The organism is Gracilibacillus boraciitolerans JCM 21714, from assembly GCF_000521485.1.
In the GTDB taxonomy this organism is placed as follows: Bacteria; Bacillota; Bacilli; order Bacillales; family Amphibacillaceae; genus Gracilibacillus; species Gracilibacillus boraciitolerans.
On sequence record NZ_BAVS01000001.1, the window covers coordinates 259,337 to 282,910 of the forward strand.

At 34.9% G+C, this 23,574-nt stretch carries 22 protein-coding genes, 1 other RNA gene and 5 pseudogenes; 21 read left to right on the forward strand and 7 right to left on the reverse strand.

From position 1 onward, the window contains the following. The first annotated feature begins 1 nt into the window (after nt 1). The 11 genes and pseudogenes from panB to nth all read left to right on the forward strand — a co-directional run bounded on the left by panB (nt 2) and on the right by nth (nt 10,558). Entirely contained in the window at nt 2-838 is an 837-nt protein-coding gene (panB, locus tag JCM21714_RS01385; protein ID WP_035721117.1) for a 3-methyl-2-oxobutanoate hydroxymethyltransferase, read from the forward strand. Between the two features lie 34 nt (nt 839-872). Continuing rightward, nucleotides 873-1,712 carry a pantoate--beta-alanine ligase gene (panC, locus tag JCM21714_RS01390; RefSeq protein WP_035721120.1) on the forward strand — a complete coding sequence of 280 codons (840 nt, stop codon included), beginning with the start codon at nt 873-875 and terminating at the stop codon, nt 1,710-1,712. Between the two features lie 13 nt (nt 1,713-1,725). Then, entirely contained in the window at nt 1,726-2,109 is a 384-nt protein-coding gene (panD, locus tag JCM21714_RS01395; RefSeq protein ID WP_035721122.1) for an aspartate 1-decarboxylase, read from the forward strand. Between the two features lie 161 nt (nt 2,110-2,270). After that, on the forward strand, nt 2,271-4,922 hold the full coding sequence (gene dinG / locus JCM21714_RS01400; protein WP_035721123.1) for an ATP-dependent DNA helicase DinG: 2,652 nt from the start codon (nt 2,271-2,273) through the stop codon (nt 4,920-4,922). Nucleotides 4,923-4,983: 61 nt separating this feature from the next. Then, a complete protein-coding gene (locus JCM21714_RS01405) occupies nt 4,984-5,820 on the forward strand; it encodes a ComEC/Rec2 family competence protein (protein WP_200868425.1) in 837 nt (278 codons plus the stop codon). A gap of 74 nt (nt 5,821-5,894) precedes the next feature. Beyond that, nucleotides 5,895-6,083, forward strand: a complete 189-nt coding sequence (locus tag JCM21714_RS18980; RefSeq protein ID WP_084040535.1) for a YpmA family protein — start codon at nt 5,895-5,897, stop codon at nt 6,081-6,083. Further along, nucleotides 6,049-6,576 carry a cell wall elongation regulator TseB-like domain-containing protein gene (locus JCM21714_RS01410; RefSeq protein WP_035721125.1) on the forward strand — a complete coding sequence of 176 codons (528 nt, stop codon included), beginning with the start codon at nt 6,049-6,051 and terminating at the stop codon, nt 6,574-6,576. The genes JCM21714_RS18980 and JCM21714_RS01410 overlap by 35 nt, the downstream gene beginning before the upstream one ends. Nucleotides 6,577-6,593: 17 nt before the next feature. After that, on the forward strand, nt 6,594-7,775 hold the full coding sequence (locus JCM21714_RS01415; RefSeq protein WP_035721126.1) for a pyridoxal phosphate-dependent aminotransferase: 1,182 nt from the start codon (nt 6,594-6,596) through the stop codon (nt 7,773-7,775). A gap of 23 nt (nt 7,776-7,798) precedes the next feature. After that, a pseudogene (gene asnS, locus JCM21714_RS01420) lies at nt 7,799-9,096 on the forward strand (asparagine--tRNA ligase). 93 nt (nt 9,097-9,189) lie between these two features. Continuing rightward, on the forward strand, nt 9,190-9,864 hold the full coding sequence (locus tag JCM21714_RS01425) for a DnaD domain-containing protein (protein ID WP_035721128.1): 675 nt from the start codon (nt 9,190-9,192) through the stop codon (nt 9,862-9,864). Between the two features lie 10 nt (nt 9,865-9,874). Next, nucleotides 9,875-10,558, forward strand: coding sequence for an endonuclease III (gene nth / locus JCM21714_RS01430; RefSeq protein WP_035721131.1), 684 nt, complete (start codon nt 9,875-9,877; stop codon nt 10,556-10,558). On the opposite strand, the gene JCM21714_RS20690 is transcribed toward nth, so the two are convergent. The 4 genes and pseudogenes from JCM21714_RS20690 to JCM21714_RS20455 form a co-directional block, all read right to left on the reverse strand. Further along, entirely contained in the window at nt 10,546-12,597 is a 2,052-nt protein-coding gene (locus JCM21714_RS20690; RefSeq protein ID WP_369403413.1) for a penicillin-binding transpeptidase domain-containing protein, read from the reverse strand. The genes nth and JCM21714_RS20690 overlap by 13 nt on opposite strands. A 36-nt stretch (nt 12,598-12,633) precedes the next feature. Next, nucleotides 12,634-13,331 (reverse strand): annotated as a pseudogene (locus JCM21714_RS20695) (transglycosylase domain-containing protein); the annotation flags it as partial. Further along, on the reverse strand, nt 13,321-13,935 hold the full coding sequence (gene recU, locus JCM21714_RS01440) for a Holliday junction resolvase RecU (protein ID WP_035721133.1): 615 nt from the start codon (nt 13,933-13,935) through the stop codon (nt 13,321-13,323). The gene recU and the pseudogene JCM21714_RS20695, both read right to left, overlap by 11 nt. A 232-nt stretch (nt 13,936-14,167) precedes the next feature. After that, nucleotides 14,168-14,281 (reverse strand): spore protein, encoded by a 114-nt coding sequence (locus JCM21714_RS20455; protein ID WP_200868426.1) that lies wholly within the window; start codon nt 14,279-14,281, stop codon nt 14,168-14,170. Nucleotides 14,282-14,435: 154 nt separating this feature from the next. Between JCM21714_RS20455 and JCM21714_RS20030 the strand changes: the two genes are divergently transcribed. From JCM21714_RS20030 to JCM21714_RS01470, 8 genes and pseudogenes are all read left to right on the forward strand, one after another. Further along, a complete protein-coding gene (locus JCM21714_RS20030; RefSeq protein ID WP_158413459.1) occupies nt 14,436-14,588 on the forward strand; it encodes a hypothetical protein in 153 nt (50 codons plus the stop codon). A 70-nt stretch (nt 14,589-14,658) separates the two neighbouring features. Further along, nucleotides 14,659-15,015: a DUF1798 family protein gene (locus JCM21714_RS01445; RefSeq protein ID WP_084040536.1), complete on the forward strand. Its 357-nt coding sequence runs from the start codon at nt 14,659-14,661 to the stop codon at nt 15,013-15,015. 90 nt (nt 15,016-15,105) lie between these two features. Then, nucleotides 15,106-15,396, forward strand: coding sequence for a CotD family spore coat protein (locus JCM21714_RS18985; RefSeq protein ID WP_084040537.1), 291 nt, complete (start codon nt 15,106-15,108; stop codon nt 15,394-15,396). A gap of 585 nt (nt 15,397-15,981) precedes the next feature. After that, nucleotides 15,982-16,542: an SLOG family protein gene (locus tag JCM21714_RS01455; protein ID WP_035721136.1), complete on the forward strand. Its 561-nt coding sequence runs from the start codon at nt 15,982-15,984 to the stop codon at nt 16,540-16,542. Nucleotides 16,543-16,603: 61 nt separating this feature from the next. After that, nucleotides 16,604-16,891, forward strand: a complete 288-nt coding sequence (gpsB, locus tag JCM21714_RS01460) for a cell division regulator GpsB (protein ID WP_035721137.1) — start codon at nt 16,604-16,606, stop codon at nt 16,889-16,891. 85 nt (nt 16,892-16,976) lie between these two features. After that, an RNA gene (rnpB, locus tag JCM21714_RS18990) (RNase P RNA component class B) lies at nt 16,977-17,369 on the forward strand. Between the two features lie 115 nt (nt 17,370-17,484). Then, a pseudogene (locus JCM21714_RS01465) lies at nt 17,485-18,645 on the forward strand (THUMP domain-containing class I SAM-dependent RNA methyltransferase). Between the two features lie 146 nt (nt 18,646-18,791). Continuing rightward, nucleotides 18,792-19,067, forward strand: coding sequence for a DUF6123 family protein (locus tag JCM21714_RS01470; RefSeq protein ID WP_035721140.1), 276 nt, complete (start codon nt 18,792-18,794; stop codon nt 19,065-19,067). Here the strand turns inward: JCM21714_RS01470 and JCM21714_RS01475 are convergent. Continuing rightward, on the reverse strand, nt 19,064-19,459 hold the full coding sequence (locus JCM21714_RS01475) for a ribonuclease HI family protein (RefSeq protein WP_035721143.1): 396 nt from the start codon (nt 19,457-19,459) through the stop codon (nt 19,064-19,066). The two genes, JCM21714_RS01470 and JCM21714_RS01475, sit on opposite strands and share 4 nt — an antisense overlap. A gap of 51 nt (nt 19,460-19,510) precedes the next feature. Next, nucleotides 19,511-20,185, reverse strand: coding sequence for a queuosine precursor transporter (locus JCM21714_RS01480; RefSeq protein WP_035721145.1), 675 nt, complete (start codon nt 20,183-20,185; stop codon nt 19,511-19,513). Nucleotides 20,186-20,542: 357 nt separating this feature from the next. Here JCM21714_RS01480 and JCM21714_RS01485 point away from each other — a divergent pair. Continuing rightward, nucleotides 20,543-21,417 (forward strand): annotated as a pseudogene (locus JCM21714_RS01485) (DUF72 domain-containing protein). Here the strand turns inward: JCM21714_RS01485 and JCM21714_RS23325 are convergent. Continuing rightward, nucleotides 21,409-22,488, reverse strand: coding sequence for a C40 family peptidase (locus JCM21714_RS23325; protein ID WP_035721148.1), 1,080 nt, complete (start codon nt 22,486-22,488; stop codon nt 21,409-21,411). The pseudogene JCM21714_RS01485 and the gene JCM21714_RS23325 sit on opposite strands and share 9 nt — an antisense overlap. Before the next feature lie 124 nt (nt 22,489-22,612). Here JCM21714_RS23325 and JCM21714_RS01495 point away from each other — a divergent pair. Beyond that, nucleotides 22,613-23,566 (forward strand): annotated as a pseudogene (locus JCM21714_RS01495) (thymidylate synthase). Nucleotides 23,567-23,574: the final 8 nt, after the last annotated feature.

A 23,574-nucleotide genomic window follows, 5' to 3' on the forward strand; every position in this document is an offset into this window, starting at 1 on the left:
TGTGAAAAACACCTTTTTATTTCAAAAAATGAAACAAGAAAAAGAAAAAATAACCATGGTAACTGCCTATGATTTTCCCTCTGCAAAGATTGCGGAAGAAGCGAAAATTGATATGATTTTAGTTGGAGATTCATTGGGAATGGTCGTATTAGGCTATGATTCAACAATTGAAGTAACCGTTGACGACATGATTCATCATGGGAAATCAGTTACAAGAGGTGCACCAAATACTTTTAAAATAGTCGATATGCCTTTTATGTCGTATCATCTTTCATTAGAAAAGGCCATGGAAAATGCCCAAAAAATCATACAGCAAACGAATGCACAAGCGTTAAAAGTGGAAGGTGCAACAAAAGAAATATTATACTTAATTCAACGACTTACAGATGCAGGTGTACCTGTTGTTGGACATATCGGCTTAACACCACAATCTGTCCATGTTTTAGGAGGATATCGTGTCCAGGGTAAAAACAAACAAGCTGCAGAAAAATTAATCACAGACGCGAAGCATTTGGAAGAGAGTGGTGCATTCAGTGTGGTATTGGAATGTGTCCCAGATCAACTTGCGAAATACATCAGTAAACAACTTACCATTCCTACGATTGGTATTGGTGCAGGCCGTGATTGTGATGGGCAAGTATTAGTCTATCACGATATATTACAATACGGTGTAGATTATAAACCATCCTTTGTAAAAGTGTATCAAGAAATTGGCAGTGATATTAAAAAAGCCATTCAACAGTACCATTATGAAGTTAAAAATAAAGAGTTCCCAAGTTCTTCCTATACATTTGCTATGGATAAGGATTTAGTCAATGAACTAAATTTGGAGGAATAAACGTGGAGATCATACGAACAGTAAATGAGTTAATATCTGTTATCAGCAACTGAAATTGGAACAGAAGACAATTGGTTTTGTACCTACAATGGGATATTTACATGAAGGTCATACGCGATTAATGGAAGAAAGTAAAAAATATGCAGATATTCTAATTGTAAGTATTTTTGTGAATCCACTCCAGTTTGGGCCAAATGAAGATTTCGATCGTTATCCGCGAGATGAACAAAGGGATCAAGCGATTGCTGAAAAGCATGAGGTAGACTATTTATTTATCCCTACTGTAAAAGAAATGTATTCCGGTAAAGAGATTGTAACCATTAATGTTAAAGATCGCACCGATGTCCTCTGTGGCAAAAGTCGACCAAATCATTTTGATGGTGTTGCAACCGTATTAACTAAATTATTTCATTTAACCCAAGCAGATTTTGCATTTTTTGGATTAAAGGACGCACAACAGGTGGCAATTGTTAAAGGACTTATTGATGACTTTAATTTTTCTGTAAAACTTATAGCTGTTGCAACGGTTAGAGAAGATGATGGTCTGGCTAAAAGTAGCCGTAATATCTATCTAACTAAAAATGAAAGACATGAAGCTGCTTTCCTATCTAAGGCCTTATTAGAAGGACAAAAATTAATGATTGACGGCGAAAAAAATCCTGATATGATAATAGAGAAAGTTAAAAAATATATTGTGGAACATACTAACGGTACAATAGATTATGTTGACTTATTATCTTTCCCAACTCTTTCTACTGTTGAGGTGATAGATCAGCCAATTATTATTGCCATTGCTGTTCAATTTAAGAAGGCCAGACTAATTGATAATATAATAATGAATACAGATGGAACAGTACCTCATGAGGTTGTTTAGGGGGGGATCGAATATGTTTCGAACTATGATGAAATCAAAAATTCATCGCGCTCGTGTAACAGAAGCAAATTTAAATTATATAGGAAGTATTACGATTGATGAAGAGATCATAGAAATGGTGGGTATTTTACCTCATGAAAAAGTTCAAATTGTCAACAACAATAATGGAGCACGGTTGGAGACCTATGTGATTGCTGGTAAACGCGGGAGTAAAGTATTTTGTTTAAATGGTGCTGCTGCAAGACTTGTACAACCAAATGATATTATCATTGTAGTATCATATGGGTTATTTTCAGCGGATGAGTTGACAACGTTCAAACCTAAAGTTGCAGTGATGGATAAAGATAATAATGTCAAGCAAATTTTAGAGCAAGAACCACCACTTTCCAGTCTTTAATTACCAAACTCTTATCCTCTCCTGATAAGAGTTTCTTTTATAATAATTTTTCAAAATTTAGCTGTATGACATCATTTTAGTTATTCTCATTATCTAATTCGTGTTTTCATACATATATAAATAGTAAATAGTAATATGAAAGAATCGGGGGGGATGATTGTTTGCAAAAGTTTGTTGTTATAGATGTAGAAACAACCGGACAATCCGTGGCTAAAGGGGGGGATCGAATGATAGAAATAGCGCTTGTTATGATTGAAAATAATCAAATTACCAAACAATACAACCAACTTATTAATCCAGGTAAACCAATCCCTCCCTTTATCTCACAATTGACTTCTATTACAGATGATGATGTAATAACACAGCCGAGTTTTGCAGAGGTAGTAGATGACTTTATGGATTTTTTTGAAGATGCAGTGCTCGTAGCACATAATGTGCCTTTCGATCTAACGTTTTTAAATGGAGAATTAAGTCGGATTGGAAAAAATAAAATTAACCCATTTGTGTTAGATACAGTAGAATTGTCAAGAATCCTGTTCCCTAAAGCACCTAGTTATAAACTTAATGAGCTTGCTGAATTTTTACTTATTACCCATGAAAATCCTCATCGGGCAATATCTGATGCATTAGTTACAGGAGATTTGTTAATTTTACTTTTAAATAAGATACAAGCATTACCCAAAAATGTAATAGAACAATTGTTAACGATTTCTTCTCCATTAAGAACAGACTTTTCGCTTGTGTGTAAATTAAGCGAAAACACTACGAATCGAAATGATATAGAGGTATACAGAGGATTTTCATTAAAAAGAACATTGGATCATCTAGTTAATAACGAAACAATAGAGAGTGATTTCAATACATTTTTAGAGAAAATGTATAAGAATGATGGACAGTTAGCGCAAGTTTTTCCTTTTTATGAAGAAAGGAAAGGGCAGGTTTTCATTAGTGAAACGATTTATGATCATTTTCAAAAAAAAGAACATGCTCTTATAGAAGCTGAAACAGGTATAGGAAAAACAATTGCATATTTGATTCCAGCAGTCTATGAAGCATTAACAAATAATAACAAGGTAGTAATTAGTACCAGTAATACCAATTTGCAGACCCAGCTAATAGATCAGGACTTGGAAAAATTACAGCTACCGATCTCCAGTACTATTATCAAAGGGAAAAGTCATTATCTAAGCTTACAAAAATTTGAACATTATTTTCATGACACAAGTTACCGGTCCTATCAGGATACTTTATTAAAAGCAATGATATTAGTTTGGTTAACAGAAACAACTTCAGGAGATTTAGATGAAATTCAATTTCCTATCGAAAAGCATCCGATTTTTCATCAAATTGTGGTTGGTAATGAACGAGTCCATGAGAATTGGAAGGATTGGTGTTTTTATCAACGCATGTTAAAGATGGCAAGGCAATCTTCGATTATCGTTACCAATCATGCCTTATTGGCTATAGATATGATGACTGAACAACGAATTCTGCCTGATTATCAACGCTTAATTATTGATGAAGCCCACCAGTTAGAACAAATTGCAACAAATTACTTTGGTGCATCTGTCAGTTACTTTGAACTTATAGCCTATTTTCAACAATTAGAAAAAAATTATGCCAATAATCCTTTATTTCAAGAACAATTAGAACTGGTGAAATATGAGCTTGATCATCTTTTTCGAAATTTATTTCAATTTGTTAAAAGGAAGAATCAACAGTCAAAAGCAGTGACAGATGTGGGGGGGCGATTAAAAGCAGTCTGGGAGATAGATAACGAACAAGTAATCAAGGATATCTTGGATCGAACGATTCTAATGTTAAAACAACTGTCCTTATTATTAAGTCAAACTGCTCCACATGAACAAGAACAGTTCCAGCAATTGCAGCAACTAATTCGGAAACTCTTAATTAATTCCGATTCAGCAGCTGTTACTTGGTTGGAAATTGATCAGCAAGGTGCTGAAAATGCAGTATTTATTCATCGTGAACCATTTTCAATACAAAAAGAATTAAATGATCATTTATTTCAAATAAGGGAATCAATTATTTTAATAAGTGCAACTCTTACCATAAACCAATCGTTTGATTATATAAAGGAAAAGTTAGGAATTTATGCGTTATCATCAAATGACTATATAGTGAACCATCACTTTGATTATCAAAAAAATGTTCAATTATTAATTCCTAATGATCTGCCAACTATTCAATACCCTGATAATGATGCTTTTATATATGCTGTAAATGAAGCTATTATATCGATAACAGAACGAACAAAAGGTAAGATTCTAGTACTTTTTACGTCATATGATATGTTACGTAAAAGTTTTTATCTTCTTAAGGAAACAGATCTGTTATCTGATTATCTGATTATTGGTCAAGGCGTTTCCTCCGGTAGTCGCAATCGATTAATTAAACAGTTTCAGGGATTTGATCAATCGATTCTCTTAGGTACAAATGCATACTGGGAAGGGATTGATATCCCCCCCGGCAATGATTTAACATGTTTAATTATTGTGAAGTTACCTTTTCGATCACCACAGGATCCGGTTTTTGTGAAGAAATCAGATTATTTTAAAGATAAGGGAATCAATCCATTTATGGAATTAGCCCTACCTCAAGCTATTTTACAATTCAAGCAGGGATTTGGACGTTTGATTCGCAAAGAAAGTGATTACGGCTCTATATTTGTCTTTGACGATAGAATTATGACTAAACGATATGGAAAATCATTTATCAATTCGATTCCGACAATACCTATCGAATACGATACGATGGATAACTTGTTAATACATCTGGAAAAAAGACATTGATAATGTAACTCATTTTGTGTAAACCTACATAGTATCATGAAAGAAAAGGCAGGTTTCCAAGATGTATAAATTAAATTTAATAACTTTTGTTATACTATTAAGCTGTTTAGTCTGCTTTCAGAAAGCAGGTGCAATGATATCGATTCCAGATTTGCAATCCGATCAATTAGACGTGGTTTTTTTAAATGTTCCTAACGGTGAAGCGAGTTTAATATCAAATCATAAAGGAGAGCACATACTAATTAATACAGCTAGCAAACGTAGTCAAAAAAGCTTGCAAAAACAATTAGAGGAACTACATGTGAATCAAATCGATACCATCATTATTACGAATCAATCGGAAGAGTATATCGGTAATTTATTATACTTTTTAAAGCATTATCATGTTAAAAAAATTATTATACCAAATAAAATGAAACTTGATTTCTTAGAGGATATTGAAGTAGCAAATTGGAAGTCTGATGATATTTTTGCGTTATGGGAAGATTTTTATATTAAAACCCTTGCTGGAACAGATGGTGGTCATATATCTTTCCTGCTCCAATATGGAAGTCAATCGATCTTATTTTTAAATGATAAAGAAATAGCAATGGAACAGAAGCTATATACTCAAATATTAGATGTCGATATTCTTAAAGTGGCTGAGTTTGGAAGTGGCCATTCGCCATCACAGCAATTTCTGGAGCATATTGATCCATACATGAGTATAATTTTTCCGAGTAACACGCATAAAATCAATGAATCCTTGATTGAACGACTAAATGCTACATGGATTGATGTTTACTTTCTAAAACAAACTGGCACAGTATATGTGCGCTTAAGTAAGGATGATTATGAAATATTAACAGAAAACCGTTCTGTCAGTATAGCAAAAACATATTTGCGTTGCTATATTTAAAAATATCACATGTTTTTAGTTGAAAAAATGTCGAAAGTCTATCAAAATATAGAGTGATATTTGTTTTATAATATATGGAGGTGTTCCAAATAAACCACTCAAAAATAACAACATTATCTACCGTACAGTTAGACTACTCTGAAGAGTTATATAAAATAGTGGATAGTTTAAATCGGACTCTAAAAGAAGATAACCTAATGTTTGGGTTAACATTAAGTGAGGATAAGAATGAAAAAGCTATTTTTACCATTTACAGAACCTAATAAAATATTTCTAATCATCGGTTTAAGTTTTCTTGTTTTAATTGGTTTTGGTTATTATTTCTTTTCGATTTATCAGGATGTAATGACAAGTAAAAGAGCTGGGTTTGCAGATGTCGAAGAGTTCACACGCGCTAATTCAAATCTCAGTGTGATACATAGCATTGAACGCTATCATGGTGATCAATTATATTATGTAATCGATGGCGAGACAAAAGAAAACAAAGCTTATTATGCCTTCGTATATCAAACGGAAGGAAATTTTGATTTGAAATTATTTGAGCAAGAATCCCTCTACCAGGAAGATATCTTACGATCAGAATGGCAAAGTCGATGTAATAGTTGTGAATATTTAGGTTCATCCATCGGTTTGGATAACGGTGTACCAGTTTTAGAAATTAAATATTTAGATGATAGTGACAGACTTGTGTATGAGCATATTTTATTAGAGGATAAATCGCACTATCGATTAACATTAACTCCCACATTTCAATAATAGAAAGGTGATAAACGATGGAATTAGCAAACAGAGTGCAAACATTAACTCCTTCCTCCACATTAGCGATTACTGCAAAAGCAAAGGAATTAAAACAAGCAGGACATAACGTAATTGGCTTAGGTGCAGGTGAACCAGATTTTAATACACCAGAACATATTTTAGAAGCAGCGTCCAAAGCAATGTATGATGGCTTTACAAAATATACACCTTCTGGTGGAACGATAGATTTAAAACAAGCTATTCAAAAAAAATTGAAAGAGGATCAAGGACTTGGTTATGATTTGGACCAAATTATTGTTACAATTGGTGCTAAACACGCTTTATACACGCTTTTTCAAGTATTGTTAAACAAGGGAGATGAAGTGATTGTTCCCGCCCCGTATTGGGTAAGCTATCCTGAACAAATTAAATTAGCGGAAGGAAAACCTGTTTTTGTTGAGGCACAGGAAGAGAATGAATTTAAATTAACACCAGAACAATTAGAAGAAGCGATCACTGATAAAACCAGAGCTGTAATTATTAACTCTCCCAGTAATCCAACTGGTGTAATGTATGAAAAAGAAGAACTAAAAGCTTTAGGAGATATATGCTTAAAACACAACATTTTGATTGTATCAGACGAAATATATGAAAAATTGACTTACACTGCCACGAAGCATTATTCAGTTGCAGAACTATCACGAGAGCTCCAGGAACAAACAGTTATAATAAATGGTGTGTCTAAATCACATTCCATGACAGGCTGGAGAATTGGGTATGCTGTTGGAAATAAGCAAATTATAAAAGCCATGACCAATTTGGCATCACATTCCACATCTAATCCTACTTCAATTTCACAGGTTGCTGCAGAAGCTGCATATAATGGCTCGCAAAAGCCTGTTGAAGAGATGCGCGAAGCATTCAGTGAACGATTAGAGAAATTATATAACTGGATAACAGCGATTCCAGGTATAGAATGCGTAAAACCTAAAGGAGCATTTTATTTATTTCCAAATGTGAAAAAGGCAGCAGAGATGAACGGTTTTGAGTCTGTTGATGATTGGGTTACAGCACTACTTGAAGAAGAGAAAGTAGCACTTGTTCCAGGGTCTGGTTTTGGTGCACCTGATAATGTCAGACTTTCCTACGCTATTTCACTTGAACAACTAGAAGACGCAGCAAATCGTATCAAACGCTTTGTCGAGAATCATCAGTAAGATCGATAGTGGAGGTATTTTAAATGAAAACAACAATTAACCAAGCAGCTAAATACCTTAATCAGGAAGTAACATTAGGTGTGTGGCTTGCTAATAAAAGATCAAGTGGAAAAATTGCATTTCTGCAATTACGTGATGGTACTGGTTTTATTCAAGGAATCGTCGTGAAAAAAAATGTCAGTGATGAAATATTTCAATTAGCAAAATTCGTGAGTCAGGAATCCTCTTTATATGTAAGAGGTACCATAGTAGAAGATACACGGTCACCGTTTGGTTATGAGATACAGGTAGAGAATATTGAATTAATTCACAAATCTTTAGATTATCCGATTACGCCCAAAGAGCATGGAACTGAATTTTTAATGGACCATCGTCATTTATGGCTACGCTCAAAAAAACAACATGCTATTATGAAAATCAGAAATCAAATCATACAGCAACGTATCAATTTTTTAAACAAGAAGGTTTTATGAAAATAGACCCACCCATTTTGACGGGGGGGTCCGCTGCCGAAGGAACAACTGAATTATTTCACACGAAATATTTTGAGGAAGAAGCATATCTCTCTCAAAGTGGACAATTATATATGGAAGCTGCTGCGATGGCACTAGGACGTGTATTCTCATTTGGGCCAACGTTTAGAGCAGAAAAATCTAAGACAAGAAGACATTTAATTGAATTCTGGATGATCGAACCAGAAATGGCTTTTGTGACTCATGAGGAAAGCCTTGAAATTCAGGAAAATTATGTGCAATTTATTATCGAATCTGTTATAGAGCATTGTGAATTAGAATTAAATACGCTTAATCGAGATATCCAAACACTAAAAAAAATCAAAGCACCCTTTCCACGTATCACTTATGACAAGGCTGTTGAAATGCTGAAAGAAAAGGGATTAGAGGATTTACAATGGGGGGGAGAAGACTTTGGTGCTCCACATGAAACAGCGATAGCAGAAAATTTTGATCAGCCAGTATTTATAACACATTATCCAAAGAATATTAAAGCATTTTATATGAAACCAGACCCTGAACGTGACGATGTCGTGTTATGTGCAGATTTAATTGCTCCGGAAGGATACGGTGAAATTATTGGGGGATCTGCACGCATTGATGATTTAGCATTATTGGAACAACGATACCAGGAGCATCAGTTATCTGAAGAAGCATATGGCTGGTATCTTGATTTACGTAAATATGGAAGTGTCCCACATGCTGGTTTTGGTTTAGGTCTAGAACGAACAGTAGCATGGATTAGTGGGGTAGAGCATGTAAGAGAAACGATTCCATTTCCACGATTACTCAACCGGCTATATCCATAAGAATAGACCTATGTATAATCCTTTGCAATCCGTTGTAAAGGATTATACTATTTTAGGATAGTTATTGTATTTAACAAAAGGTGGTTTCATAAGATGAACCAAATGTTTCAGCATATTTTACAAGATCAGATTAATATTCCCATGCAATTGATTGAAAAACATGCGACACTGGGAATAACAGAAAGTCAACTAGCAATCATTTTACAAATTCATGTTGCAAGACAAAAGGGGAATTTATTTCCTACACCTGAAGAAATCGCTGAACATTTAACGATTTCTAACGAAGAATGTTCCACTATGCTACGACAACTGATTCAAAAGGATTTTCTGTTAATTGAAGAAGATAAGGATAATCACATCATTAAAGAAGCTTATTCATTAGAACGATTATGGCAAAGATTATATACTGAAAAAGTTGCAGTAAAACAAAAGGATCCACATATCGGGGAAGCTTTTCAAAAATTTGAAAGAGAATTTGGTCGACCATTATCTCCTTTTGAAATCGAGATGATTAATAACTGGTTAGACGAAGATCAACACGATCTTTCATTAATTTATGCAGCATTAAGAGAAGCGGTCTTAATGTCAAAAGTCAATTTCAAATACATTGACCGAATATTAATAGAATGGCAGCGGAAAGGGATAAAGTCCGTGCAACAAGCACAGCAAACCAGCAAGGATTTCCACCATAATAATCAACCTATTAATTCAGAGAAAAAGGAACATCCGTATGATAAATCCTTATATTATAATTGGTTAGAAGAGTAGGGGGAGCATAATGTTAACAGTAAAACAGATAAATACCGTTCTGGAAAGAATAGAAGAAATGTTTCCAAATGCAGAATGTGAATTAGTGCATGACAATCCATTTGAATTATTAATTGCAGTTGTTTTATCAGCACAGTGTACAGATAATTTAGTTAATAAAGTAACTAAAGAACTGTTTCAGAAGTATAAAGCTCCTGAAGATTATCTCAGCGTACCAATAGAAGAGTTACAACAGGATATTCGATCAATTGGCTTATATCGAAATAAATCTAAAAGTATTCGAAAGTTATCAGCAACTCTCATAGAAGACTATGATGGGGTTGTTCCTCATTCTAAAGTAGAACTTGAGAAGTTAGCAGGTGTTGGTCGTAAGACAGCTAACGTTGTTGCATCAGTAGCCTTTGGTGAACCAGCGATCGCTGTTGATACTCACGTGGAACGCGTCTCGAAACGGTTGGGTATCTGCCGATGGAAAGATAGTGTTATCGAAGTAGAAAACACGTTAATGAAAAAAGTTCCAAAAGAGGAGTGGAGTAATACTCATCATCGCTTAATCTTTTTTGGCAGATATCATTGTAAAGCAAAAAGTCCACAATGTGATATATGTCCATTATTAGATCTGTGTCGAGAAGGACAGAAAAGGATGAAAAAAACAGCAAGGTGTAATACCTTGCTGCTTTTTTATTCATCTTGATCATTTTGGCCTTGATTTCCTTGTTCTGGCTGCTCTTGATTATCGCCTTCATCAGCCGGCTGCTCTGGCTGCTCTGGTTGTTCAGGCTGTTCAGGTTCTTCAGGTTCTTCAGGTTCTTCAAGTTCTTCAAGTTCTTCCTCTTGTTCTGCAGGATCTTCTTGCTCATCTTCTATTCCTTGTGTGGAGACCTGAATTGTTGATGTTGGACCTCTCACGTCATTATTTTTCATGAATGGTGTTACGTTAATCGTATACGTTTTATTCGGTTGCAATTGTGTGATATTTACCGATTTTTTATTTGTATTAAACTGATCAATTGTTTGTCCACCATCTTGAACAGTAATTTCAAATTCAATTGGTCCATTTTCGTTATATGCCCAACTAATTAAAGCAGAACGATTTACAGGATCAAAAGTTTGCTGTAGTTGGCTAACCTCGGGAAGTTGTTCTGGTTCGTCATCAGGTATTTCGACGGTAACAGTTACAGGATCACTTTCCATATCATCGCTTATGGCAATAACTTCAAGGGTATAGGTGGTACCTTTTTCAACTTCTGATATTTCTACTTGACGATCTTCTGTTGTCGTTAATTCATTAAGCGATCCATTCGCTCCAGCTGAGACTTTGAACTGCACTTCCTCATCGACATGATCCCATTGTGCGGTAATTATCTCCTGTTCTTCATCATAGGACGCTGTCAGATCGGTAACCGTTTCTAATTCTTCAAATCTTTCGGATACTGCATCAGGCTCTGTTCCCTTGACAAATAACTCGGTAACAATTGCAGAGCTAGGGGTATACTCACTTGGACGCTTAGCAGGATTAGAGCCTTTTTCCACTTGCACTTCCACTACAGAATCCGGCTTTACAAAATCAGCTGTATCGATTCCTTGCGAAATAAAATTCATCGTTTCCCTAAATAAATCCAGGGCAATTTTTGTGTTATTTAGTGCTTTACGTTCTTTGTCATATCCTGTCCAAACAGCGACCGTATAATCGGTAGTATAGCCACTAAACCAGGAATCAGGACTTCCTCCGCCTTCTTCATCCGAAAGATTGGTTGTGCCGGTTTTACCAGCAAGAGGCAGACCTGAGACATTTGCTCTCGTACCTGTTCCTTCTCTTATCACAGATTTTAACATATCTGTTATCATATAAGCTGTATAGTCAGACATAGCAATTTTTGAAGTCGATTGTAAATCCTCTGAACGTCTATTACCATAATCCACTCTGATAACCGAGAAAGGTTCATTATATTCTCCTTGATTGCCAAATGCTGCATAGGCACCAGCCATTTCTACTGGAGTAACACCTGAACCTGTTCCACCTATCGCATCAGTAATGGTAAAATCATCTTCAAAATCCATTCCAATTCCTTCTGCAAATTCCTTCGCTGCACTGTTGCCTACTTCTTCTAACGTTTTAACTGCCGGAACATTTAGCGATTGTTGAAGAGCATACCTGATCGACATCCACCCTTGATAATTACGATTCCAATTTCGGATCGAACTGTCAGTACCAGCAATTGGAAATGGTTTATCATCATTGATTTGATGATAAGTTGACCATTTTAGCTCTTCAATTGCAGGTCCATAAGCAACAATCGGTTTCATGGCAGAACCACCCTGACGGCCATCACCATCAATCGCATAATTCCATCCATCACTTTCACGATTTCTGCCTGCCCCCCCAATAGCTCGGATAGCACCTGACTTAGTATCAAGCACGCTAAGACCAACTTGCATCTGTTCATCTTCACTGTAGTCTATTGGATTATCCTCTCGCTCACTTAAAAGAAATTCCACATGTTCCTGTGCCTCCGGATCTAATGTAGTATAAACGTCTAAGCTGTCTTTATAAATATCGGCTCCTGTTTTCTCTTGCACTTCATTACGTACTTGCTGGATAAAGCCTTCGAATTTTACAAACTCTGGTTTTTTCTTCGTCAACAAATCTTTAATAGTTACATTTTTGGCTTCCTCAGCTTCTTCTTGACTAATTTTATTGTGCTGTACCATTAAGTTTAGCACAGTGCTCATTCTTTCTTTAGTCAAGTCTGGATTTACAAAGGGATCATAGGCAGCAGGACGTTGGGGGGGCAGACCTGCTAAGATAGCTGCTTCAGCTAATGTAAGTTCATTTAAATCAGTTTTTCCAAAGTAGACTTCTGCTGCCATGGCAACGCCATATGCTCCAGCACCATAATAGATTTTATTTACATACATTTCCATAATTTCTTCTTTACTATATTCTCTATCTAATTTTAGAGCTAACCATTGTTCTTGTACTTTACGTTTTAGTTTTTTATCATTGGATAAAATGAACCCTTCACAACCTGCTGGGTAATTGTACTGGCACCCTGAGATCCAAAGCCATCCCTGAAGTTTGCAATAATTGCCCCCCCACCAATACGTTTTAAATCAATTCCCATATGATCATAGAAACGAACATCTTCGGTTGCCAGAATAGCATCTTCTAACAATTTTGGTAAATCTCCATGTTGAATTTTCGTTCGTTTTTCTGCACCTAATTTTGCAAAAACTTCTTCATTAATATCATAAAGATTTGTTGATCCAGGGTCAGATAGTAATTCGGCATCAAGCTCTGGAGCAGTACTAATATAATAGATGAATAGTCCACCTATCCCTAATCCGATTAGTAGAATCGCAATTAATGCATACTTGATTACTTTTTTCCAAATGGGTTTTTTTTGAGATTTAGTTTTCTTTAATTGTTCTCTTCTTGCTATTCTCGATTGGCTTTTATCTGCCATTAGTAGTTCCTCCGTTCTCCATATAACACTGTTCAATAACAGTCAAGTAGTCAACCTTTGCCTGATAACGAACTGGTATTATATATCCTTGCTTTTTCACAGTTTCATAACGAATTGATTTTTTGCCGTTTCTAATCTGTTGATCCCAATAATAAAACAGCTTATCAGCAGGGAAGAGATATGTCTCTTGATACATGCTAAACCGGATAATTAGAAAACAAATGCCTTTTTGGAAGATAACTTGCTTCATATGATCAATTTGATGCTGATGTATATTTCGAAAGGGAAAAGAATGTTTACTCTTCGTTTCCTTTGCTTCAAAATCGATATAGTTCCCTTTATAGACGCCGTTATAATCTGTTGTAGATGCTTGCTTAAAATAGGCTTCTTTGATTACTGCTGCACTTCGTTTTGGATAATCCACATGTACAATTTGCACCGGTGTAGGCTTCTTATGAATGATTGCTAAATTATGTGCCATGTAATACGTATTTGTATCATTTATATCATCTTCTAGTGACATGCCGCGGTTACTGTAATCTGTTTGATTTAGATGTGCCCTTTTTGTTAGAGATGATGACTTTTTACCATTTGGATATTGCATAAAACTCCCCCCTACGTCACCAACCATCCATCGCAAGTTTTCACCATGGATAGATACATCATACGATATACCGTAAGAATCTTCAATTAAAATAGATGTTAAAGCTTGTGATAACAGGAATATCCTAACATTAATATTCGATAAATCGTAACAATTATCAGGGGGGGGTAATTAAAAAGTTAATTTTTTTCGATAAAAGTCGACATTACCAATTGTAATGTCGACTTTTGATCTAAGTTGATGGACGATTCGGCCCATTCAGTTTTTTATCATTTTGTGTTGGAATTTCTTTGTTTTGTTCCTTCTCACGACGATTATTGAGCTTCGGTTTTTTATTGACTCGCAAAATAAATCCCTCCTTTATTATATAGTTTGACTATATTTGTTTAAAAAATACGTATTTTGCTTAGTTTATGTCAAGTTATTTCTAGTTTTGTCACGAACAAGGTAATTCAAACTTCGAAAGCGAATAATATATAAAAAAGGTGGAGTGATATTTAATGAAAAAAGAGCTTGTTATATATACAAAAGAAACCTGTGAAACAAAATTAGATTATTTAATTGCGATGGTGGAAGAGATTGAATATACGTTTGAAATAAAAATCTCCCATGATTTAGAATATTCTTATTGGAACAAAAAAGAAGGTGCTTAATAGTATTTTTTTCTTTTTAATCGTGTTACAGTAATGTGAGTTACAATCGGAACAGGAAGGTGGTAAAACATTGTTACTGTTAACCTACATGAACGAACTAGAAGAGGAACTAAAGACTTTAAAAGGGTATTATCTTTCCCATGAAAAGCCTGAGCATAAAAGAGATCCAGAGTTCTTTGCTTATGTTAAAGAACAAACTGAGCCTGTCTTTGACATCGTAGATAAATGGCATGAAGAGGCTTTAGCTTTTGTAAAAAATCGCGAGGTCCAAGTCCATCCACAACAAGTAGAATCGACTGAAGAAAATATTAAATTATTACTTCTTCACAGTTATTACATTGATGTTCGTAAGAAAAGATATATGGAATTACATCAATCTGTATTATATGTTTTTGACTTATTAAAAAATGACCTCAATAAAAATTAAAAAATATGTGGCTTATAGGTTGATGCCATAGACAATCTCACTATCGTGACATACGCTAGTATGGAATAATAATTAGTGAGGTGACTATTTATGAGACATCGAAGACCTTTTGGCTGTGGAATGCCAGTTCAAACAATTGTCCATCCAACAAAATGTAACCAAGTAAACACATGTACTGAAAGTCAAGTAAACCATATTCATCCATCGCACACTACTTGTGTGAATCATCACTTAATAAAGAATGCTCATTTCTTCCCGCATACCACTTCTTATCAAAATACTGTAGATCAAGTAAATGTTTATGGTAGATCCATGCCAGGTGCAATGGGAGGATTTAACCAACCAGGTCAATGGAACTCACAAAACAATATGATGCGTTAACCAAGACTATATAACAAGATTCTTTACCTCGGTTAGCTTAATATCAAAACTGCTATGCAAATTCATAGCAGTTTTTTTTATTTTAAACTAACCTTTACTTACGTAATATAACTAAACTGTGAAGTAACAGTTTATTTTGAGATTTTGGTGAGTGAGCTACAACGTTCGTGAGAAATAGTATTTTGATATGAAAGCTTATTACTTCTCGCTTAAACCGAGATCTATCCAAAGCGGAGGAAAAATGCGACACTCCTGAGGGATCAGTGCGAGCTGAAGATCCACGTTGGAAAGTGCCTTTCTTTTCAAAGTTAGCTGAAGCCGCACCGCTAGGAAAGGGAGTGTTTTTCCGCAGCGTTGGTTTTAAGCTCATCAATATACTTTAAGAATAACTATTCATAAAGTTTTCACTAGTTTGCAGTTTGTGTCTATTTTGATTGACGTATTCGTGTAAAGGCGAGGGAAGATGTAGATTTGTTTTTTTGTTATTATAAGAAATTGAATTGGATGTGTGCACTAGAATATATTGGACATATGTTTTATACTAATACATAATGTTTCTTTAATTGATGAAAGTAGTGTATAACAATGAACGTGATTACAATCGCAGGTAATAAACCAATGGAATTAAATATTAAGAATGAAAATGATCCGCGAATTAAATTTGTTAAAATAGCATTCAAAAGAAGATTAATTGCACTAATTGAAGATGGATTAGAATGGGTAATCATGTCGGGACAAATGGGTGTAGAGTTATGGGCAGCACAGGTAATAATAGAATTAAAAGATTTATACTCCATCAAATTAGGAATATTTCCTCCATTTCTTGAATATGAATCTAGATGGCCAGAGATTTATCAGGAATCATTCCTAAAAGTAATCGAACAGGCAGATTTTTATCAACCTTTATACAATGAAAATTATAAGGCACCGTATCAATTTATTAATAAAGATTACTGGTTGATCGAGAAATCTGATGGATGTTTACTGCTTGTTGATGAAGAGTATCCAGGCACCGTAGGATATTTATTGGACAAAATAAAAAAAGAGCAAGATAAAAGTAACTACATGATAATATATATTACACCTGAAGATTTGGAAGAAATCGTCAGGGAGAAACAAGAAAATAATCAAATGGAATTAGATTAAAATTGACAACTTATATCTTTTTTGAAAAAATAAAAAGTAATGATTAAATGAGGTGGAACTAATGTCAAATCAATTAACTGGGAAAGATATCTTAGAGAAAAATTTCAAAACATCAATGAGAGGGTACAATCAGGAAGAAGTCGATGAATATTTAGATGCTATTATCCAGGATTATGAATACTTTCAGCAAGAAATTGTTAGATTACAGCAAGAGAATGACCGTTTACGAAAGCAATCAGATCATACGCGTGTTCGTCCAAATACTTCTAATCATCAAGTGAATTATGATATTTTAAAACGACTGTCCAATTTAGAAAAAGCAGTATTTGGAAAAAAATTCGAAGAATAACAAAGAATGATAATGGGGGGGATTTTTCCATTGACTAATTATAGATCCATGTTACAATAATGTAGGCTTAACAATTGAAGGACTGAATGTGAAGTAATCGCTGCACATATTCATGTGTAGAGGAAAGTCCATGCTCACACAAGCTGTGATGCTTGTAGTGTTCGTGCTTGACGAAATCATAAGTCAAGGTAACCATTAGGTTAACGGCAGGGAAAATACCTAAGTCTTTTGATATGGTATTACTACCTTGAAAGTGCCACAGTGACGTAGCTAAATAGGAAACTATTTAGGTGGAACGCGGTAAACCCCCCCTCGAGTGAGCAACCCAAATATTGGTAGGGGCATCTTCTATTAGGTAACAAAGAACCGAATGAAGGACAAGTAATGTGATAAACTTACTTGTAGACAGATGATTACACCTTTGGTACGAGGCTGACCACCGTTTGCAGTACGAAAGAACAGAACATGGCTTACGGACATTCATCCGGTCATAAAACAATCTTTAACCCCTTTTCTCTTGTGAAAGGGGGGGTTTTGTTATACATAAAATTGTAAACACTAATTTGAAGAATAGAAGTGAAAGGAATGCTGATATGAATACAAAAGTAAAGTTAATCGCTACAGCAGCCATGGGATTGGAAGCTTTAGTAGCAAAAGAAGTACGTCAGCTCGGTTATGAAGATACAGTTGTTGAGAACGGAAAAGTCATTTTTGAAGCGGATCATCATGCGATTGCAAGATGTAATCTATGGTTACGTACGGCTGATCGTATTAAATTAGTAGTGGGTGAGTTCCAGGCAACAACCTATGATGAGCTTTTTGAAGAAACAAAAGCATTGCCATGGGAGCGCTATATTACTGAGGACGGAAAATTCCCAGTTACCGGAAAATCTCATAAATCCAAATTATTTAGTGTTCCAGACTGTCAGTCCATTGTAAAAAAAGCAATCGTCGAAAAGTTAAAACAAAAACATGGTATTGCCAATTGGTTAGAGGAAACTGGTGCTGAGTATAAAATTGAAGTAGCTTTATTGAAAGACAATGTCCTGCTTACATTGGATACTTCTGGTGCAGGTTTGCACAAACGTGGTTACCGGATTGGACAGGGGGGATGCCCCCCCACTGAAAGAAACATTAGCAGCTGCACTAGTGCAATTAACGAACTGGAGAGTCGATGAACCGTTCTATGATCTTTTTTGTGGTTCAGGAACAATACCAATTGAGGCCGCTTTGATTGGACAGAATATCGCTCCAGGATTTAATCGATCTTTCGCTGCAGAACAGTGGGAATTCATTTCCTCTTCTGTTTGGGAAAAGGCCTTAGAAGAAGCAGAAGATTTAGCTAATTACGACCAGCCCCCCCTTGCTATTTACGGATCTGATCTTGATCCAAAAGTAGTTGAAATTGCTAAAAATAATGCAATTGAAGCGGGTTTAGCAGATTTAGTGGGTTGGAAGCAAATGGAGGCAGCTGATTTTCATTCCAGGCAAGAGGGAGGATATATTGTAAGTAACCCCCCCCATATGGAGAGAGGATAGGCGATAAACAAGAAGTAGAGACAATTTATCGGAATCTAGGCGCTGTTCTAAAAAACTATCCTACATGGAGTATTTACATCTTAACAGCCAATGAAAATTTTGAAGCTATATTTGGTCAAAAAGCTTCAAAGAAACGAAAACTGTTCAATGCATTTATTAAAACAGACTATTATCAGTATTTTGGTAAAAGACCAGATAATAACATTACAAGGTAGAAATTTAAATTTGTACCAGTATTTTAGAAAATATAAGATCATTTCCTAAGGATAGAGCTAGACTTCTTTTATGAAAAAATCTATACTATCCTTAGGAATTATTTTAATTTTGGGATAGATAGTTGTATAAGGATGAGGGATATACAGTGAAGGATAGTGAAGAATTGGCTTATTTTTTGGAAAATTTATGGTCGAAGGGATTTAAGCTGACAGATGAAGAAGTTCGCTTTATTTACTTTGGTCAGAAATACACCAATACATCAGTCAGTCATGCCAAATTAGCATTACAATTCACGCTGTCATTACAAATGACATTTGACAGAAGTTTTTATATTAGTTTATTAGAAATATTCGCAAAAAATAAAATTGCAAATAAAAATCAAGCCATTTCACTGTTAAAAGAAAATGGCTTGATGGCTTAATTTTTATTTATGATAGCTTTTCGTGCTAAAGAATCTGCACGCTTATTTTGTTTTTGAGGTATCCATTTTATAAAAAAGTGCGGGAAAATATTAATTAAAGAATTGATCTGGTTAAGGTAACTAATAAATATTTGATTTTTTACATAATTCTTTTCTATCGCATCGACCACTAATTTCGCATCTGAACGACATGAAATAATCTCAGTTGGAAAGTGCTCCCCCCCACAATATTCCAGTGCTTTTATTACCGCCAAAAATTCAGCTTCATGATTAGTATACACTCCTATATAATGATATTCCTCTATTTGATTTTCACCTTGCTTTATATAGATACCAATACCACTAGGACCTGGATTCCCTTTACTTGCTCCATCTGTATAGACTTCAATCATTCTTTTCTTCCTCCTAACAGAAAAACAAAACATAGCGATACTCTTGAACGATTAGAGATCTTCTTTAAGTTTCGAATTCATGTTTTTTGCAATATATAGAAAAGGTGTGTCCAGCACTGATACTACAAATTTAATCACATAAGTAGTAAATAAAATACTAAGCCATACCTCGAAGTCATGGACATTATAAAAAGCAATTGAACAAAAGATAAGCGTATCTACAAATTGACTGATCATTGTACTGCCATTGTTTCGAATCCATAAATGCTTTTGAGAGGGTAGTAGCTGTTTGAGCTTTCCATAAATCCAGACATCAATATACTGGCTTACTAAATAAGCAAGCATGCTGCCAATCGCAATATTAGGAATTAAATCAAAGATCGTCTCCAAGGACTCTTGAGCAAAGTCGTCTGCATGCGGGGGGGTAAACCTAAGTGCTATCTGCATGACAATGGTCATAATTAATAGAGAAGAGAACCCCATCCAAACTGCTTTTTTCGCTTCTTTCTTGCCGTGGTTTTCGTTCAGGATATCAGTAGCTAAAAACACGGTGCCATATGTGATATTTCCCAGAGTTGCTACAAGACCTACCATTTCCACTGTTTTTAATACTTGTATGTTCGCAAGTACCGTAGACATGCCGATCCACACAAATAAACCTGCTTTTCCGAATAATCGGTACATTAAAATAAGAAGTGCAAAATTAATAACGGCAAATACAAGCATAATAGTTCATTTCCCAATTTGTTTTCCTTCCTTCCATTACAATATGTATCCTTAGTCAATAAATAAAATTACCACAAATCGAGTAAAAATGTAAATAAAAAGATGTTATCTATTTAAACTATATCTTTTTTCGGCATTATAAAAGGCGATGAATGTAATCATCGCCTCGTTTTTTCATTTACTTCTATGTTAGAAGCTACCTTATAATAATGAACTCATTACAATTTCTTTGTTTGTTACTAATAAAACTTATTTTGTCAAAATAGTCATAAACCTATACAGGAAAAGTCCTTTATCTATAAGGCTTAAACCCTTCTCATAACAAGTGAAAAATGGTATCTTAAAGAGTAGTGATATATGAATGAGGTGGGTTCTGTGACAATTCTAATTGGATTAACCGGTTGGGGAGACCATTCCTCCCTATATAAAAATACCCAGGACAGACAACATAAGTTACTTGCCTATAGTTCTCACTTTCCAGTGGTGGAAATCGATAGTTCTTTTTATGCTATTCAATCGAAAGAAAACTACAATAAGTGGATAAATGAAACCCCCCCTGCTAACTTTTCCTTTGTGATTAAAGCCTTTCAAACACTTACAGGACACGATCGGAAGGTGTTGACAAATCGTGAAGTTAAACAATTAGTTGATGAGTTTATTGCATCGATTACCCCTGTAATAAAGGCCGATAAATTAAACACGGTGTTATTTCAGTTTCCGCCGTGGTTTTCCATGAAGAAACAGAATATTCAAAGGCTTAAAAAACTAAAGCAATGGATGGGGGGGACATTCCAATATCCATCGAATTCCGAAATAGAACTTGGTTTAAAAATAATATAGATGAAACGATATCGCTTTTAAGAGAATTAGAAGTAACACATGTTGTTTGTGACGAACCCCAGGCTGGAGAAGGTTCTATTCCAATTATTTCAGAGCTTACTAATGAGAGGGTTTTAATACGCTTTCATGGTCGAAATGTCAACGGTTGGAACAATTATGGCCAGGAAAATTGGAGAGAGGTACGGTTTTTATACCGATATAATCAAAATGAATTAATAGAGTGGGCCAATCGTATTAAAGCCTTACATCAGCAAGCAAAATCGATTACCGTTCTATTTAATAATAACTCAGGTGGTGATGCTGCTGATAATGCCAAACAGCTAATAGATTTATTAGATATTAAGTATAAAGGATTACACCCTAAACAAATTGAATTGTTTGATTTATGGTAAGGCGATACGTTTTGCTCCTAAATAACGTGGTGACCAATAACTATTATCCATGTTGGTAATTTCAACGCCTTTTGATTCTCCGGCATGTATAAATTGTCCATTACCTAAATAAATTCCAGCATGGGATGGCCCTGGTTTATACGTTTCAAAAAAAACAAGATCTCCAACAGATGGCTGATTGACTGGTTTAGTTGCATTCCACATATCACTAACCGTTCGCGGTAATGATACACCTATCTGTTGAAATACATATTGCAAATAGCCGCTACAGTCAAAACCAGCTGTTGTAGTTCCACCCCCCCAAAGGTAAGGTGTACCAATAAAGGCTTTTGCATTTGCCACAAGTCCAGGAGCTGAAGCTGTTTTTATTTCATCTTGAATTGGCATATCTGCTTCAAGTATTTCCTTCTGTTTATCTTCTTTCTTTTTAGTTTCTTCTGTGGAACCATCTTTCTCATTAGGAATGTTTTTCTTTACAACTACTTGAACAGCAGCAATTTTTGGAACAACAACTTTTTCTTCTTTTATTTCTGTTTTAATATGATGGATTTCCAAACCTTTATCTTGTTTATATGCTTTTAATGCTTGATCAGATTTGTCACCAAAAACACCATCAACATTTGCACGATAGTAACCAAAATAAAGTAACGCCTCTTGTAATAGCTCGACCTGATCACCTTTGTCACCTATTACAAAATCTAAACCAATTTCCTCTAACTGCTGGAGATAATAATTTTCCTCCTTTTCAATGATCTGCTTTATTGTTTTTTGATCGGCCTTTCCAGTTTGCTCCAATAAATGATCCTGCTGGAACTTTTTTAATGCGTATTCCGTTAAAGCTCCGAACTCTCCATCAATGGATGAATCATAGTAGGACAATCTTTGCAATTTATGTTGTAGCATTCGAATCGATTCATGCTGCATACCATATTTAAGAATATTCGATTGCTCTAGAATTTGATTCTGCATCATTGGATACGCATCAACATAAAAAGAAAATGGTTGACTAAACGCAAAACTGTAAGCGACGGAATGTTTTACTACTTGTGATAATTGCTCTTGTAACATCATAAAACCACCCCCCCTTACAAATATTATTCCTCACGACAAATTTATGTTAAAATGATACAAATATGAACTATCGTGACGTTTGTTACGAATTTGTAATAATTAAGAAGCAGGAAGGAAGAAAAGCATGTTAACAAGTGAAGCTCAATATTTGGATGTATGTAAGAAAATATTAGCGGAAGGTACAAAAAAAGACGATAGAACAAATACGGGGAACTTTTTCTATATTCGGTCATCAAATGCGCTTCGATTTAGCAGAAGGATTTCCTTTATTAACCACTAAAAAAATTCCATTTCGTTTGATTGTAAGTGAATTATTATGGTTTATTAAAGGAGATACCAATATTCGCTATTTATTGGAGCATAATAATAATATATGGAATGAATGGGCATTTAAAAACTGGGTGGATAGTGAAGAATATCAAGGTCCAGATATGAATGACTTTAGCCACCGATCTCTTGATGATCCAGAATTTATGAAAGAATATGATCAACAAATGGATCTATTCAAAAAGAGAATTTTAGAAGATACTGCTTTTGCAGAAAAATTTGGAGATCTAGGCAATGTTTATGGTTCCCAATGGCGCAGATGGAAAACAACACAAAACGAAACAATCGATCAATTAAAAGAGGTAATAGAGTCCATTAAGCATAATCCTAATTCAAGAAGACACATTGTTTCTGCCTGGAATCCAGAGGATGTGCCCACCATGGCTTTACCACCATGTCATACCATGTTTCAGTTTTATGTTGCAAATGGTAAATTAAGCTGTCAATTATATCAACGCAGTGCTGATATTTTTTAGGTGTGCCTTTTAATATTGCTAGTTATGCATTATTAACTCATCTTATCGCCAATGAATGTGGACTGAAACCGGGTGAATTTGTACATGCTTTAGGGGATGCACACATTTATTTAAACCATATTGAACAAGTAGAAACTCAATTACATCGAGAGCCAAGATCATTACCGACCGTATCTATTAAGAATCATGTTTCTATTTTCGACGTTGATATCAAGGATATCGTATTAGAAAATTATCATCCACATCCTGCTATTAAAGCACCAGTAGCCGTTTAAGAGGAGGA

What these genes read in the sequence shown, in the direction of transcription:
- panD (WP_035721122.1), top strand. Translation starts at nt 1,726, where the DNA reads ATGTTTCGAACTATGATGAAATCAAAAATTCATCGCGCTCGTGTAACA.
- JCM21714_RS01405 (WP_200868425.1), top strand. Translation starts at nt 4,984, where the DNA reads ATGTATAAATTAAATTTAATAACTTTTGTTATACTATTAAGCTGTTTA.
- JCM21714_RS18980 (WP_084040535.1), top strand. Translation starts at nt 5,895, where the DNA reads ATGGAGGTGTTCCAAATAAACCACTCAAAAATAACAACATTATCTACC.
- JCM21714_RS01410 (WP_035721125.1), top strand. Translation starts at nt 6,049, where the DNA reads ATGAAAAAGCTATTTTTACCATTTACAGAACCTAATAAAATATTTCTA.
- JCM21714_RS01415 (WP_035721126.1), top strand. Translation starts at nt 6,594, where the DNA reads ATGGAATTAGCAAACAGAGTGCAAACATTAACTCCTTCCTCCACATTA.
- JCM21714_RS01425 (WP_035721128.1), top strand. Translation starts at nt 9,190, where the DNA reads ATGAACCAAATGTTTCAGCATATTTTACAAGATCAGATTAATATTCCC.
- nth (WP_035721131.1), top strand. Translation starts at nt 9,875, where the DNA reads ATGTTAACAGTAAAACAGATAAATACCGTTCTGGAAAGAATAGAAGAA.
- JCM21714_RS20690 (WP_369403413.1), bottom strand. Translation starts at nt 12,597, where the DNA reads ATGAGCACTGTGCTAAACTTAATGGTACAGCACAATAAAATTAGTCAA.
- recU (WP_035721133.1), bottom strand. Translation starts at nt 13,935, where the DNA reads ATGCAATATCCAAATGGTAAAAAGTCATCATCTCTAACAAAAAGGGCA.
- JCM21714_RS20030 (WP_158413459.1), top strand. Translation starts at nt 14,436, where the DNA reads ATGAAAAAAGAGCTTGTTATATATACAAAAGAAACCTGTGAAACAAAA.
- JCM21714_RS18985 (WP_084040537.1), top strand. Translation starts at nt 15,106, where the DNA reads ATGAGACATCGAAGACCTTTTGGCTGTGGAATGCCAGTTCAAACAATT.
- JCM21714_RS01455 (WP_035721136.1), top strand. Translation starts at nt 15,982, where the DNA reads ATGAACGTGATTACAATCGCAGGTAATAAACCAATGGAATTAAATATT.
- gpsB (WP_035721137.1), top strand. Translation starts at nt 16,604, where the DNA reads ATGTCAAATCAATTAACTGGGAAAGATATCTTAGAGAAAAATTTCAAA.
- JCM21714_RS01475 (WP_035721143.1), bottom strand. Translation starts at nt 19,459, where the DNA reads ATGATTGAAGTCTATACAGATGGAGCAAGTAAAGGGAATCCAGGTCCT.
- JCM21714_RS01480 (WP_035721145.1), bottom strand. Translation starts at nt 20,185, where the DNA reads ATGCTTGTATTTGCCGTTATTAATTTTGCACTTCTTATTTTAATGTAC.
- JCM21714_RS23325 (WP_035721148.1), bottom strand. Translation starts at nt 22,488, where the DNA reads ATGATGTTACAAGAGCAATTATCACAAGTAGTAAAACATTCCGTCGCT.